The following is a 14,163-nucleotide window of genomic DNA, read 5'->3' as shown; positions in this document are numbered from 1 at the left end:
CCATGAAGATATTGATCGTCGAAGATGAGCCTAAAACCGGTGAATACCTTCGCCAGGGATTGAGCGAGGCCGGATTTGTGGCCGACCTGGCTCACAACGGTAGCGATGGGCTGCACCTGGCACTCCAAGGTGAGTACGACCTCGTGATCCTGGATGTCATGCTGCCCGGACTGGATGGCTGGCAGGTGCTGCAGTCCCTGCGCAATCGCGGCTTGCAGATGCCCGTGCTGTTCCTGACGGCCCGGGATCAGGTGGAAGATCGGGTCAAAGGGTTGGAACTGGGCGCTGACGACTATCTGGTCAAGCCCTTTTCATTCGCCGAGTTGCTGGCCCGTGTACGCACAATTCTGCGCCGGGGCCGAGGAGGCACCGAAACCAACACACTGCGCGTGGCTGACCTGGAGCTTGATCTGCTGCGCCGACGGGTCTCGCGGGGTGGCCGCCGCATTGACCTGACAGCCAAGGAATTTGGTTTGCTAGAGTTGCTGATGCGCAGGCATGGAGAAGTGTTGCCTCGCTCGCTGATTGCCTCCCAGGTGTGGGACATGAACTTCGACAGCGACACCAACGTGATCGAAGTGGCGATGCGCCGCTTGCGTCTGAAGATCGACGAAGGCCAGGACGTCAAGTTGATCCAGACCGTGCGAGGCATGGGCTATGTGCTGGAAGCGCCGGAGAGCGTTTAAATGTTCCGGTTCTTTTCGCTTACCCATCGTTTGGCCATCTTTTTCACGATGGTGGCTGCAGCCATGGTGCTGGGGCTTGGAATGTTGTTCCTGGTTGCGACCGAACGCCACTTCCTGGAACTGGATCGAATCACGCTGCAAGACAAACAGCACCTGATCGAGAACATAGTAGTCAATACCAACTCCATCGATGACATCCCATCGCGCTTACGCGAGTCATTGAACAATCACCACGGCTTGTCTGTCATTGTCAAAAACGCTAAAGGGGATGTTCTTTTCAAGACTGAAGGGTTTCAACCTCCAGCCACTTTAGATGCGCCAACACCAGAGCATCGGATTTCCGAGATTCAGAGTTGGAAAAACCAAGGCCGTGAATTTCGTGCGTTGAACTTGCGCGTCAACCCTGCCCACAGTGCGGCGCCACCGCTGGATTTCCTGATCGCTATTGACATGGAAGATCACATGCAATTCATGGCGCAGTTGCGGCGCACGCTGGCGCTTTACGCCATTGGTGCCATCTTCGTCAGCGGGATGCTGGGGTGGTTCGCAGCCTACAAAGGCATGGCACCGTTGCGCGCCATGAAGACCCGAGCCACAACGGTCAGCTCCCATCGTCTCGATAAGCGAATGCCCGTCGAAGCAGTTCCTGTGGAAATGGCTGACTTGGCGCAGGAACTCAACAAGATGCTGGACAGACTGCAAAATGACTTTCAGCGACTCTCCGATTTCTCCTCGGACTTGGCGCATGAACTTCGCACGCCCATCAGCAACCTGCTGACGCAAACCCAGGTCGCACTCTCCACCAGGCGAGACGCTGACACATATCGAGACATACTGGCGTCGAACGCGGAGGAGTTCGAACGCTTGGCGCGCATGGTGTCGGATATGTTGTTCCTGGCCAAGACGGATCGTGGGGTTGACTTGCCGAACAAGGAGCGGTTTTCCGCCGCGAAGGAAGCCCAGGCGTTACTGGAGTTTTACGAAGCCGTCGCGGAAGAAAAGAGCGTCACACTACGCCTGTTCGGTGACGGAGACGTCTTGGGTGACCGACTGATGTTTCGAAGAGCGTTGAGCAATTTGCTATCGAACGCATTGCGCCATTCCAAAAACCATAGCGATGTAACGATTGACATCAGCGATACAGCGCAAGCCGTTATCGTGACGGTCGAGAACACAGGGGAGGACATTGATCCTCAAATCATTCCTCGCCTGTTTGACCGCTTCTACCGTGCCGACCCGTCTCGATTGCACCCACAATCCGATGGTGCTGGCCTAGGACTATCAATTACCCGGGCCATCGCACAAGCTCACGGGGGACGTGTGACGGTTGAATCCGGTGCGGGGAGAACAAAGTTCAGTCTGGAATTTCCGAGCAGGTTGCTGTGATAGAAATAACCAACGCCAACAGGGCTCCCATCGGCACTACAGTACCTTATCCCTCTTATGTTGCCGCCGGTGAAATTGACCAGCCTATCAATCGTTCGTTGATCAGGCGGAATTACCGGAGACATCCAACACAGCAAAGGCTTTCGGCCTCATAAGCTGATCAGATCCTGAGGTTTCCCCTCAAATTTCGCTTGCAAATCAATAGCATGGGGGCTAGATTGGCTGTCCAAAACAGCGCCTGAGTGCATGCATGGTTAGTTGAGTCCCCACTGGTGTTTCCACACAAGCCACGAGGAGACACCGCCATGCATGCCATAGAGATTTTGCGCGATACGCTGGCCCGCAGTTGCCCGGGCCTACTCAAGCGCAGGCTGCAGACTCTGATGGGGGCCGTCGAGGCGGCGTTGCATGCGCGCAGCCATACCCTATCGAACCTGGCCCGCGCCTTGAACGGGCGCACCAGCGTGCGCCAGCGCGTCTAATGCATGGATCGCCTGCTGGGCAACGCGGCATTGCAGCGCCAATGTGCAGACATCTACGCTGGCATGGCCAGGCAAATACTTGCGGACTGCAAGCAGCCAGTGATCTTGGTCGATTGGAGCGATCTCAAGGCCGATCGCAGTGTGCAGCTGATCCGCGCCAGCTTGGCCTTGCATGGGCGCAGCCTGAGCTTGCTCGAGCAGGTGTACGGCGCCAAGCAGGCGGCCACGCCCCGCACGCATACGCGCTTTCTGCGCCAGCTCAAGGCCATCGTTGGCGAGCGGGCGTGCCCTATCATCGTCACCGATGCAGGCTTTCGTGCGCCCTGGTTTGCCGCCGTGGAAAAACTCGGCTGGCATTGGCTGGGGCGTATCCGTGGGCGTGATCTGCTGCGTCCAGCGGACCACCCGCAGGCGCGCTGGGCCAGCTGCCGCAGCGTGTGGGCGCAAGCCACCACCAGGCCGAGCGACCTGGGCGCTTATGAATGCGTGCGCTCGCGCCCCCATGTGTGCCGGCTGGTACTGCTCAAGCACGAGCCCAAAGGCCGGCACAAGCACACGGTGAACCGCCCCGGGTTTTGAGGAGGCTCCAACACTTGAGAAGATGGAGCTATGAACAAGTCACCGAAGTTCTCCCCGGAAGTGCGCGAGCGCGCCGTGCGCATGGTGCAGGAGCACCGAGCCGACTACCCGTCGCTGTGGGCAGCGATTGAATCGATTGCCCCCAAGATTGGCTGCGTGCCACAGACCTTGAACGACTGGGTCAAGAAGGCCGAGGTCGACAGCGGCCAGCGCCCCGGCACCACCACCTCGGATGCGCAGCGCATCAAGGAACTGGAGCGTGAGGTCAAAGAATTGCGCCGGGCCAACGACATCCTGAAGACGGCCAGCGCGTTTTTCGCGCAGGCGGAGCTCGACCGCCGACTCAAGTCGTGAAGGCCTACATCGACCGCCACCGTGATGACTACGGGGTCGAGCCCATCTGCCGGGCGCTGCAGATGGCCCCGTCGTGTTACTGGCGCCACGCAGCCCGGCAACGCAACGCGCAACTGCGCAGTGCACGCGCCCAGCGTGACGAGGGTTTGAAGGCCGACATTCAGCGCGTGTGGCACGCCAACTGGCAGGTCTACGGAGCCGACAAGGTCTGGCTGCAGATGAACCGCGAGGGCATCGTGGTGGCGCGCTGCACGGTCGAGCGTCTGATGCGTGCCATGGGCTTGCAAGGGGCACGCCGTGGCAGGGCGGTGCGCACCACCACGCCGGATACCTCGACCCCGTGCCCGCTGGACCACGTCAACCGGCACTTCCATGCCAGCCGTCCCAACGAGCTATGGGTGTCGGACTTCACCTATGTCTCCACCTGGCAAGGCTGGTTGTATGTGGCCTTTGTGGTGGATGTGTACGCTCGGCGCATCGTGGGCTGGCGCGTCAGTCGCAGCATGCAGACGGACTTCGTGCTCGATGCCCTGGAGCAGGCTCTGTACGAACGCCAGCCAGCGGCCCATGTCTTGACGCACCATTCCGACAGGGGCAGTCAGTACGTCAGCATCCGCTACACCGAACGCTTGGACCAGGCGGGCATACAACCTTCGGTGGGCAGCAGGGGAGACAGCTATGACAACGCGCTGGCCGAGACCATCAACGGTCTGTACAAGGCCGAGTTGATTCACCGCCGGGGACCTTGGAAGACCAGGGAATCCGTGGAACTGGCCACCCTGCAATGGGTGCACTGGTTCAACCACGTCCGACTGCTCACGCCGATTGGGGGCATCCCTCCGGCAGAAGCTGAGGCAAACTACTGGAGGCAACTCGCCGCCAGCGACACCTCGACAGAAGTGTCAACTTAAACCAATCGGCCTCCTCGAAAGCCGGGGCGGTTCACGGTGCGCGGCACCCGCGCGCGCAGCAAACACTCACGCAAGAATGCCCGCTCGCAAACCGAGCCGTGGCTGCTGGCCGCCTCATGCTCGCTGCGCCAGCTCAGCGCTGCAGCGATTGCGGCGCGGTACGCGCAGCGCATGCAAATCGAGCCATCGTTTCGCGACACCAAGAATGCGCGTTGGGGTCTGGGCCTGGAGCGCAGCGGTACGCGCACGCCCGAGCGCCTGGCCGTGCTGGTGCTGATCGCCACGCTGGCGCAGTGGGTGCTGTATCTGGTCGGGCAATGGGCCTACGACGGTCAGCAACAACGCCATTGGCAACTGACCAACCGCCGCAGCCGCCCACAGCTGTCGGTGCATCAACTGGGCTGGTTAATCGTTACTGTCCTTGATCCGCCCACCGAGCCACTGTTGCAGATCATTAGCCGCTGGAGCAATCCCAATGCCGCGCTTGAAGTTTGAGGGGAAACCTCAGGATCGGATCCGAAACCGGCCAGAAACATCGACCCGTGGCCGACGCGCAGCGCGCTGCGGACATCTACCGGCGTTCCGTGATGCTGGCGAGTGCACGCTGCTAGATGCAGGATGACGGCATGGGATTCTCGCTCGTTCCGTGTAAGTCGGTGATCGAGCCGCGGCTGGGTCAGCGACTCGTCGGGACGGTTCGCGGCGGTGGGGTGTCATGGGAAATTGGACGGCGGCCTGGGCTGGCCCGAGGTTAGTCAGGCCGACGCCAACAATCCCACAGAATGGATTCCAAGGAATTTTCTGCAGCCCCACCGAGGACAATCAACCGGGGGAATAGAGACGCAGACGCGCGTCGCGTTCTTCAGGGGACTCGCTCCGCAATTCGTTGATTACTTGCTCACGCGTCTTGCCTGGACCTGCTGCATCAGGTGTGCGGATAGGGTAGTTGCTTTCGCCGTAAGAAAGGAGGCCTTGCCGCATGGCAGCCTCGGCTTCTGCTTTGACTTGGGCACGGGTTTTCTCGCTCTTGAAGTGTTCCGGGTGAACGATTACGCCCTTTTCATTGTTGGCAGGATGTTCGTATGCGGCCGAAGCCATCCCTGGAAGGCCCAGGGTAACCACTGCGGCCGCCGCGGCAATCATGGAAGAAAGGGAGAGGCGTTGTTGGATCATGGTTGAAGCTCCTAGCGATGGTGAATAAAACTTGCATCTCTCATGCCTTGCTTGGGCGTTGAGGAGATGTGTTCATCGTAGGGAGCGCACCCCAACAGAATCTAGACAGCCCGATGACATTTTTATCAGGGAGCGGCGCGAGCTGGAGCGCAAGTTGGTGGACCTGTGCGGGGGACAAACGCGGAGGACGGAGGATCTACCACACGGGTAGACAGAAGTCGCCAGTGGATCGGCGCGAGCGAGCCTGTCAGAAAGCCTGTCAGAAATTTTGTGTGTGAGGCATAGCATGTCAACAAGGAGCATGAATGCCACGCAAGACGAAGACGACTGCAGCAGCGGACAAGGCGGCGCAGCCGCAATTCTCAGCCGAGCTGCTGGAGCAACTCATTCCCGGGCCGGTAACGCCGGCCGAACTCGAAGGCATCTTCCAGCAGTTCAAGAAGTCGGTTCTTGAACGAGCGCTGGGCGCCGAGATGAGCCATCACCTGGGCTACGCGCCCGGCCAGGCCAAGCCAGAAGGGGCTGCCGTCAATCACCGCAACGGCAAGAGCGCCAAGACCGTGCTGACCAACGTCGGCGCCTTGCGCATCGACGTTCCCCGCGACCGCGAGGGCACGTTCGAGCCCCAGCTCATTGGCAAGCATGAGCGCCGCTTCACCGGCTTTAACGACTTGGATCTCCGCCATGTACGCACGCGGCATGACGGTGCGCGAGATCCAGGGCTTCCTGGCCGAGATGTACTCGGTCGATGTCTCGCCCGATCTCATCAGCAGCGTCACCGACGCGGTGATGAGCGAGGTCTCGGCCTGGCAGACGCGCCAGCTCGAGCCCATGTACCCCGTCGTGTTCTTCGACGCGCTGCGGGTCAAGATACGTGAAGACGCTGTGGTGCGCTCCAAGGCCGTGTATCTGGCGCTGGCCGTGCTGCCCGACGGCAGCCGTGACATCCTGGGGATCTGGATCGAGAACACCGAGGGCGCCAAGTTCTGCGATGTTGCGTGTTCAACAATCTGAAGACGCGCGGAGTCCATGACATCCTGATCTCCGTGACCGATGGCCTCAAGGGCATGCCCGAGGCGCTGCAAGCGGTGTTCCCGGCCACGACGCTGCAGACCTGCATCGTGCATCTGATACGCAACAGCTTGGACTTCGCCAGCGGGAAGGATCGTAAGCTGCTGGCCGCAGCCATTAAGCCGATCTACACGGCCGTGAGCGCAGAGGCGGCCGAGGCCGAACTGGATGCGTTTGCCCAGGGGCCATGGGGCCAGAAATTCCCGACCGTCGTTGGCGCCTGGCGCAGGGCCCGGGACAAGGTCATCCCGTTCTTCGCCTTCCCGCCCGAGGTGCGCAGGGTGATTTACACACCAACGCGATTGAGAGCGTGAATGCGAGGCTGCGCTTTGATCTCAAGACGCGCAGACACTTCCCCAGCGACGACGCGGCCACCAAGCTGATCTGGCTGGCACTGCGCAACATCACCGAGGACTGGGGACGGGCGGCCAACAACTGGAAATCAGCGATGAACCAATTCGCGATCCTCTACGAAGACCGGTTCACGAAATCGAGCACGTAAGATATTCAACTAGCTTCACGATATCGGTGAAGGTTCAATGAGCCTCACACACAGAAATTCGGACACGCCCTGCACAACTGTACGCCAGTGGCTTTCTGCCGCAGGTCTGGATGCCCGACAAGCAGACCCTCGCGCTGCGCCGCCAGGTGGCACGCCGTTCACAGATTGATCGTCACCGCACACGCTTGAACAACGAGATCCATGCAGTCCTTGCGGCGCCCTTGATCCCGTCATGTCCGGCAAGCGATCTGTTCGGGCGCAAAGGGCGCGTCTGGCTGAATCAACAGCCGCTTCCAATGGATGAGCGTCTTGCGGTGGAGCAGCGCCTGCGCGAAATCGATCGGCTCGGCGGCGAGGACCTTGCGGCGATCGATCGGCTGTTGTGCGAATCCGTGGTCCAGAACGAGCAACTCAGAAGGCTGTTGACCATCACCGGCGTGAATTGCATCGTTGGTGGTCCTTGTGCTCGTCGGAGCCTTGCGCCAGCACGCCCACGGAGGCGGCGGCGACACAGAGGCCGATCAGGGTATGGCGAATGTGAACCATGATGCATCCTCCTTGCGGTGCAGGGGTTGGCTAGGGCTGCCGCGTCCGACGAGATGGCGCGGTTGTGAATTTGCTCAGCGCACGGGCTGGATGTCCGTGATGATCATCTTCCCGCCTTCCTGGACGACCATGAATTGCACCTTGTCGCCGGGCTTGAGGTTGGTGAGTTGGCCCTTGTCGCGGACGGTAAAGACCATGGTCATTCCGGGCATGTCCAGGTTCTTGATGTCCCCGTGCTTGAGGGTGATCTTGCCGTTGTCCAGATCGACCTTCTTGACCTCGCCATCGGTCATGGATGCGGGTGCGGGAGCCGAAGTCTGGCCTGAATTGGGACTGACCTGTGCATGGCCCGCCAGCGGCAGGGCGGCGCCCATGGCGAGGGCGGAGATGGTGAGCAGACGTTGGATGGTGTTCATGGTGACCTCTGGGTAAATGGATGGATCTATGGGCTGGCCCTGCCATGGCTGGGCCGGCTGTGGTGGGCGCTTCAGGCCATCACTTGCGGCCCACCTTGATGGCGCCCTTCATGCCGGCCTCATAGTGGCCAGGCATCAGGCAGGCAAAGTTCACGGCTCCCGCCTTGGTGAACTGCCAGACGATTTCACCCTGCTTGCCCGGTGCGAGCGTGACCTTGCCGGGTTCGTCGTGCTCCATGTCCGGGAACTTCTTCATCTGCTCCAGGTGCTCCAGCAGTTCCTTCTCGGTGCCTAGGCTGAGTTCGTGCTTGACCTGGCCGACGTTCTTGACAACGAAGCGCACGGTTTCGCCCTGTTTGACCTGAATGTTCGACGGCGTGTAACGCATGTTGTCGCTCATTTCGATGGTGATGATGCGACCGGCCTTGGCGGCAACGCCGGGTTTGCCAATGGCTGTCTCACCCCCGTCACCGTGGCCACCTGCATGGGTGCCGCTGGCGAAGGCTACCCCCGATGTGGCCAGCGCAGCCATAGCGAAGAGTTGAGAAATAGTGGATCGCGTGAATTTCATGGATGGGCTCTCGTTGAAAACTGAAGGGGAAACTCAATGCTCGCCATGCGAAGTGGGCTTGCGCACCTTGACTTCGGTCGGCGTTGCAGGCTTGCGAGCGCGCGGCATGGACTGGCCGCCCTCGGCGCTGAAGCGCGCGGGCTCAGCCATGGGGCCGGTGTACTCATGCGCCACCGTGCCTGCGGGATGCTTGTACCAGCCCGGATCCTTGTAGTCGCCCGGCTTCTGGTCGCGGCGCACCTTGAGCACGCTGAACATGCCGCCCATCTCCACCGAGCCGAACGGCCCCTGGCCGGTCATCATCGGGATGGTGTTGTCGGGAATCGGCATTTCCATCTCCGTCATGTCGGCCATGCCGCGCTCGCCCATGACCATGTAGTCGGGGATCAGCTTGTTGACTTTCTTGGCAAGGCCGCTGTGATCCACGCCGATCATGGTTGGCACGTCGTGGCCCATGGCGTTCATGGTGTGGTGGCTCTTGTGGCAGTGGAAGGCCCAGTCGCCTTCCTCGTCAGCCACGAACTCGATCTGGCGCATCTGCCCCACGGCTACGTCGGTGGTTACTTCATGCCAGCGCGTGCTTTTGGGCGTCGGGCCGCCATCGGTGCCCGTGACCACGAATTCGTGGCCATGCACGTGCATCGGGTGATTGGTCATGGTGAGGTTGCCCATGCGGATGCGCACCTTGTCGTTGAGACGCACGTTCAGAGAGTCGATGCCGGGAAAGACACGGCTGTTCCATGTCCACAGGTTGAAGTCCGTCATCTCCGCGACCTTCGGCGTTGCGGCGCCTGGTTCAATGTCATATGCACTGAGCAGGAAGCAAAAGTCCCGTTGCACCTTATCGATCAACGGGTGCCTGGCTTTCGGGTGCGTGACCCAGAAGCCCATCATGCCCATGGCCATCTGCACCATCTCGTCGCCGTGCGGGTGGTACATGAAGGTGCCCGGGCGGCGCGCCACGAACTCGTAGACAAAGGTCTTGCCGGACGGAATGGCCGGCTGCGTCAGACCGGTCACGCCATCCATGCCGTTGGGCAGGCGCTGGCCGTGCCAGTGAACACTGGTGTGCTCGGGCAGCCTATTGGTCACGAAGATGCGCACACGGTCGCCCTCGACGACCTCGATGGTCGGGCCGGGGCTCTGTCCGTTGTAACCCCACAGGTGGGCCTTCATACCTGGGGCCACTTCGCGCACCACCGGTTCGGCCACCAGGTGGAACTCCTTGATGCCCTGGTTCATGCGCCACGGCAGGGTCCAGCCGTTGAGCGTCACCACTGGGTTGTACGGCCGTCCCGAATTGGGCATCAGCGGGGCCATGGTGTTCGGGCTGGTCTGAATGACGGGCTCGGGCAAGGCCGCCATGGCGACACGGCTGACCGCGCCGGCCGCAACGGCGCCGCCAGCAATACCGGCGAACTTGAAAAAATCTCTTCTGGATGTCATGGCAATCGTCTCTGCATCAGTGACCAGCACCCGCGTCGCTGGGGGCGCTGGTGGTGACCGACAAGGTAGTGTTGGTGGGGCGTCCGATCACGGATGCCTGGAGGGCGGCGTCGGCCAGCCAGAATTGCTGCTGCGCGTCCAGGGCCGCCGTGACGGCACCGACCTGGTCGCGCGCGTCGGCCAGCAGTTCGAAGGCGCTGATCAGCATGCCGTTGTAGCGAAGCTGGTTCTCCTCCGCGATCACCTTGCGCACCGGAACCACTTCGTCGCGGTAGTGCCGCGCCACGTCGTAGGCCGTCCGATAGGCCGAATAGCTTTCACGCAGGCTGGAGCCCGCGGAACGCACCGTGCCTTCAAGCTGGTTGGCGGCCGCCAGCGTTCGGGCGTTCATCGCATCGCGCTGCATTCCGCCCCAGTCAAAGAGGGGTAGGCGCACATCGATTTCCCAGCCGCGTGCGGTGGAGCGGGTGCCCTCGGCATTGTCAAATGTCGTGTTGCGACGCCCGGTGAGCTCGATATCGGTGAAGCTGGTCACCATGTTCAGGCCTTGGGCCTTGGCCGCGCCATCCAGCGCGGTCTGCGCCAGGCGGATGTCCAGGCGTGCCTTGGTAGCGAGCGAGCCAACCGCCTGCGGATCCAGTGCTTGCTTGGGGAGATCGGGTAGACGTTCCGGAAGCTTGAGCGCCTGCGCCTGGCTTTCATCCAGCCCCAGCAAACGTACCAGTTCTTCCCGGCTGGCCGTGACCTGGTGCTGGGCCGTACTCAGGCGGGTGGCCGCATCGGCATAAAAAGCCTGCTCGCGTGCGCGGGTGATGCGGTTGAAGTTGCCCACGCCCTGCATGCGTTTGGCCAGTTCGGCTCCGGCCTCTGCACTTTCATAGACCTGCTTGGCGTACTTGAGCGATTGCTGCGCCGCCACTGCGCGCACCCAGGCCTGGCGCACGCGCGTGACCTGGTCCACCACGTCGCTGGTCAAACGCAGCTGAGACTGCTCGATTCTCCGGGTGGCGACACTGTAGCGGGACGGCAGGGTCAGCAGATCCAACAGGCCAAAGGAGAGCGCACGCCCTAAGTCCAGCTCGGTGCCGGCCGTCATGCGCTCAAAACTGAAGATGGGATTGGCAATCCGGCCTACCTGCGCGGCATCCGCCGACTCCGCCCAACCCTGCGCCAGCAGGGCCTGCAGGGACGGGCTGTTCACCAAGGCCAACTGAACGGTTTCTTTCTGACCCAGAGGCTGCGCCAGCAAGGCTTGAGCGGCCTGCGCGCGCTGGTCGTGCTCCACCTGGGTACGAGCCAGGGCGAGTTTGCCCTCAGTGAAGCTGCCCGCTTCGTCGTTGACACGATTGATGTTCTGATCCCAGCTGACGCTGGCACAGCCGGTCAGCACCGCCAGTCCGAGTGCAGACAGGGCCCATTTGGCGTGAGTGGCACGCAAACGCATCATGGCTTGCCTCCCCCATGATGGTCAGAATGCGGATCGCTGGCGGGAGCAGCGCCCTGGGCGGACGCGGGCTCGCCCGACTTGATTTCCTTCGCATAGGCGCGCCAGCCGCCGATCTCGCCCACCTTGTCGTTAGCTGCCTTCCAGGGCTGGACGGACTGCTCCTTGTAGGCCTCGTAACCCGAGAGGGCTGATCGGTACGAGAGCAGGTAGCCCACCTTCGCGGTTTCGCCCTCTGGCATCTGTGCGAATGCCAGGGACGGCACCAATAGCGCGGCGGCCAGCCAGAGGCTTGAGGTAGGTCGTGAAAGCCAGAGATTGTTCATGGATTTGTGATGCATTTTTGACTTACGTCATTGTGCAAACCAATAACTGTCAAAGGCATAACGGCTTCATTACATCTTTGTCATGATCGGGAGGGGTGAGGTGTTACCCCTCACCCCTCTCACACCACTGTACGTGCGGCTCCGCATACGGCGGTTCAAGTGGAACGCTGGAGGCGTTGCTGGATGGTCACTAACGAGACCAGCCCCACGCCTGTAAAGTATTTGGGCGGCAGTGCGGCGACCATGTGCCTGGCCCCGGGGTTCCACCAGAGGCCGCGCCCGTTGACGCCGAAGCGCCATGCGCGCAGGGCATCAAGCCCGTAGCGCCGCATCTGCACTTCTCGCGTCCGTGGCCGCTTCCACTGCGCTCCCGAGTGTCGGCGCTAGAGATCTGTTATCTGCCCGACAGCCAACTGGAGCAGAACCACGCGTCCATGAGCCGCTTTGGCTCCAGCAACAAACTGTTGATCGAGATTTCGCAGCGACTCTAGACCACGCTCCTTTCGGCGTGGCACCTGCCAACCTTCATGCTTTGCGGTGCACACCACTGCGCGTACCGGCAACTCACGGCGATGTCGGCAAGATGACGTTTCTGTTATCCATAGCTGTGCAATTGAACGGCTGACGCACCAGTTGCAGGGCTTCTTGATCGGCTGGCGACACTTACTATTTCGTATCGATCGCTGGTCTCTTTCTCCCGCCAAAAAGGCCCCTCATAACCTCCGTCAGTTCGACAATGGACACACCATGAACGTCACCACAAACCCGCTTGACGCACTACTGCCAGTCATTTCGGTGGGCAAGTTGGTGTCCAAAGCACCCACAGTTCAGGACGGTGGATTTTTGGACGCGATGAAGCAGGCATTAACGACCACGAGCCAATTGCAAAGTGAATCTGGGCGCCTGAGCCGCGAGGTCACCTTCGACAACCCCACTGTCAGTCTTGAAGAAACGATGCTTGCAGGAGTCAAGTCGAACATTGCATTTCAGGCCACGCTGCAGAGCCGAAACCGAATTGTTCAGGCTTACACCGATGTGATGAACATGCAGGTCTGATGCTCGGAAGGCGAAGCAGTAAGAATGCAGGTATTGAGTGCCTACTACGCCGTGGTGCAGCGTGTTTTGCGGCCGGGCGGGCTCTTCCTCAACCATGGGATCACCCATGACGAAGAGGGCTGGAACCGAACTGTCGCGACCGAGTTCATCAACCGCTATGTCTTTCCTGACGGCGAATTGGACTGCGTCAGCAACATCCAGCTCGGGATGGAACGGTCCGGCTTCGAAATCCATGATGTCGAAGGTCTTCGACCCCACTACGCGCTGACGTTGCGTCATTGGGTTCAGCGACTCGAAGTGCGCCGAGAGGAGGCCTTGCAGGAAGACGATGAGGTGACCTTCCGCGTCTGGCGCCTGTACATGGCGGCATGCGCGCTGGAATTCGAGGCGGGCGGCACAGGGATCTACCAGATCGTAGCGTCCAAACGAGACGACGGAAGATGGCCCGTTCCTTTGACGCGCCGCGATCTTTACTCGGGTACTACCCCATGAACGCCAATGACGGTGAGCGAAAGATGAGCAGGCCCGCTGACCGGGTTGCGCGAGTTGTATTCTTCTGCCCGATGCAGGTCAATGTGAGGGCGTGGAGGTGGACGGTCAGCAGACCCGCGTTCGCCCCATCCGCAGTTCGGCTTCGCGTGGCCGCAGTGACGCGGTCGCCGCAGGGCGGTACGCCGTGAGCCGCCGACAAGCACGCCGAGACGCCTGCCGACCCAGCGTCGTGGCGCCTCTGCGCACGCAGGCACCGCGCACCTCCATGTGGCTGTTCATGGCCTGCGGCGTCTGGCTCGTCGGGCTGGGCGCCTACTTCGTGTTCCTGCGGCCGGCGCTGCTGCCCGAGGATCCGCGCTTCATCAGTGTGCCGCTGGATCGGCTTCGTGGATTGGCACCCGGTCTGGAGGCATGGCGGCGAATCGTGTTCACGGTGATGGGCGGCTTCATGGCGGGCGCGTGCGTACTGATCGTCCACCTGGCGCGCATGGCCATGCGCGAGCGGCAAGGCGGCACCGGCTGGGCCGCCGCGTTCGCCGGGCTTGTGACGGTTGGGCTGCTGAGTGCGATGAACTTCGTCCTCCACTCGGACTTCCGCTGGGCGCTATTGCTGCCTGCCTTGCTGTGGGCCGTGGCCGTGGTGCTATATGCGAGGCAGGTCTGACGTGTCCAGCGCCATGCCATTCGTTTCTGCGCCGGCGATCCGAGACGCCGGCGTTCCC

General features: G+C 61.3%; 15 protein-coding genes, 3 pseudogenes and 1 other annotated feature. Of the genes and pseudogenes, 11 read left to right on the top strand and 7 right to left on the bottom strand.

Annotation, left to right across the window (positions count from 1 at the left end; all coding sequences use genetic code 11):
• Positions 1 to 2 precede the first annotated feature (2 nt).
• From P7644_RS06450 to P7644_RS06420, 7 genes and pseudogenes are all read left to right on the top strand, one after another.
• Positions 3 to 686: a heavy metal response regulator transcription factor gene (locus P7644_RS06450; RefSeq protein WP_404302323.1), complete on the top strand. Its 684-nt coding sequence runs from the start codon at positions 3 to 5 to the stop codon at positions 684 to 686.
• Positions 687 to 2,072: a heavy metal sensor histidine kinase gene (locus tag P7644_RS06445; protein WP_404302321.1), complete on the top strand. Its 1,386-nt coding sequence runs from the start codon at positions 687 to 689 to the stop codon at positions 2,070 to 2,072. It begins immediately after the preceding gene.
• Between the two features lie 305 nt (positions 2,073 to 2,377).
• Complete coding sequence (locus tag P7644_RS06440) at positions 2,378 to 2,554, top strand: hypothetical protein (protein ID WP_404302320.1); 177 nt, start codon at positions 2,378 to 2,380, stop codon at positions 2,552 to 2,554.
• Between the two features lie 3 nt (positions 2,555 to 2,557).
• Positions 2,558 to 3,133, top strand: a complete 576-nt coding sequence (locus tag P7644_RS06435; RefSeq protein ID WP_404302318.1) for an IS4 family transposase — start codon at positions 2,558 to 2,560, stop codon at positions 3,131 to 3,133.
• 30 nt (positions 3,134 to 3,163) lie between these two features.
• Positions 3,164 to 4,398 (top strand): IS3 family transposase gene (locus P7644_RS06430; protein ID WP_404302316.1). Its coding sequence is split into 2 segments (ribosomal slippage): positions 3,164 to 3,452 and positions 3,452 to 4,398, totalling 1,236 coding nucleotides; the frame shifts between segments, so codons are not numbered across the junction.
• Positions 3,442 to 3,558: a sequence feature (AL1L pseudoknot), on the top strand. Its footprint overlaps the gene before it by 117 nt.
• Positions 4,399 to 4,434: 36 nt before the next feature.
• Entirely contained in the window at positions 4,435 to 4,893 is a 459-nt protein-coding gene (locus P7644_RS06425) for a transposase (protein WP_404302314.1), read from the top strand.
• Positions 4,894 to 4,907: 14 nt separating this feature from the next.
• Positions 4,908 to 5,153, top strand: a pseudogene (locus P7644_RS06420) (DUF3363 domain-containing protein); the annotation flags it as partial.
• A 67-nt stretch (positions 5,154 to 5,220) separates the two neighbouring features.
• On the opposite strand, the gene P7644_RS06415 reads toward P7644_RS06420, so the two are convergent.
• Complete coding sequence (locus P7644_RS06415; RefSeq protein ID WP_207375624.1) at positions 5,221 to 5,571, bottom strand: DUF4148 domain-containing protein; 351 nt, start codon at positions 5,569 to 5,571, stop codon at positions 5,221 to 5,223.
• Positions 5,572 to 5,876: 305 nt separating this feature from the next.
• On the opposite strand from P7644_RS06415, the pseudogene P7644_RS06410 reads away from it, so the two are divergent.
• Positions 5,877 to 7,144: pseudogene (locus tag P7644_RS06410) on the top strand (IS256 family transposase).
• A gap of 230 nt (positions 7,145 to 7,374) precedes the next feature.
• Here P7644_RS06410 and P7644_RS06405 read toward each other — a convergent pair.
• The 6 genes from P7644_RS06405 to P7644_RS06380 all read right to left on the bottom strand — a co-directional run bounded on the left by P7644_RS06405 (position 7,375) and on the right by P7644_RS06380 (position 11,893).
• Positions 7,375 to 7,554 carry a hypothetical protein gene (locus P7644_RS06405; RefSeq protein ID WP_207375576.1) on the bottom strand — a complete coding sequence of 60 codons (180 nt, stop codon included), beginning with the start codon at positions 7,552 to 7,554 and terminating at the stop codon, positions 7,375 to 7,377.
• Between the two features lie 210 nt (positions 7,555 to 7,764).
• On the bottom strand, positions 7,765 to 8,106 hold the full coding sequence (locus P7644_RS06400) for a copper-binding protein (protein ID WP_207375577.1): 342 nt from the start codon (positions 8,104 to 8,106) through the stop codon (positions 7,765 to 7,767).
• 79 nt (positions 8,107 to 8,185) lie between these two features.
• A complete protein-coding gene (locus tag P7644_RS06395; RefSeq protein WP_207375578.1) occupies positions 8,186 to 8,677 on the bottom strand; it encodes a plastocyanin/azurin family copper-binding protein in 492 nt (163 codons plus the stop codon).
• A gap of 33 nt (positions 8,678 to 8,710) precedes the next feature.
• Complete coding sequence (locus P7644_RS06390) at positions 8,711 to 10,123, bottom strand: multicopper oxidase family protein (protein ID WP_404302313.1); 1,413 nt, start codon at positions 10,121 to 10,123, stop codon at positions 8,711 to 8,713.
• A gap of 16 nt (positions 10,124 to 10,139) precedes the next feature.
• On the bottom strand, positions 10,140 to 11,570 hold the full coding sequence (locus P7644_RS06385) for a TolC family protein (RefSeq protein WP_404302312.1): 1,431 nt from the start codon (positions 11,568 to 11,570) through the stop codon (positions 10,140 to 10,142).
• The gene (locus P7644_RS06380; RefSeq protein WP_404302311.1) at positions 11,567 to 11,893 is read right to left on the bottom strand and encodes a hypothetical protein; all 327 of its coding nucleotides are present in this window, start codon (positions 11,891 to 11,893) and stop codon (positions 11,567 to 11,569) included. Before P7644_RS06380 ends, P7644_RS06385 begins: the two co-directional genes overlap by 4 nt.
• Positions 11,894 to 12,640: 747 nt before the next feature.
• Here P7644_RS06380 and fliE point away from each other — a divergent pair.
• From fliE to P7644_RS06365, 3 genes and pseudogenes are all read left to right on the top strand, one after another.
• Positions 12,641 to 12,949: a flagellar hook-basal body complex protein FliE gene (gene fliE, locus P7644_RS06375; RefSeq protein WP_404302309.1), complete on the top strand. Its 309-nt coding sequence runs from the start codon at positions 12,641 to 12,643 to the stop codon at positions 12,947 to 12,949.
• Positions 12,950 to 12,982: 33 nt separating this feature from the next.
• A pseudogene (locus tag P7644_RS06370) lies at positions 12,983 to 13,441 on the top strand (class I SAM-dependent methyltransferase); the annotation flags it as partial.
• Between the two features lie 265 nt (positions 13,442 to 13,706).
• Positions 13,707 to 14,105, top strand: a complete 399-nt coding sequence (locus tag P7644_RS06365) for a hypothetical protein (protein WP_404302308.1) — start codon at positions 13,707 to 13,709, stop codon at positions 14,103 to 14,105.
• The last annotated feature ends 58 nt before the right edge of the window (positions 14,106 to 14,163 follow it).

This window comes from Alicycliphilus denitrificans, from assembly GCF_044792555.1.
Classification (GTDB): Bacteria; Pseudomonadota; Gammaproteobacteria; order Burkholderiales; family Burkholderiaceae_C; genus Alicycliphilus; species Alicycliphilus denitrificans_A.
Note: the sequence above shows the minus strand (reverse complement) of the source record. Positions and strands in the feature narration are given on the sequence as shown.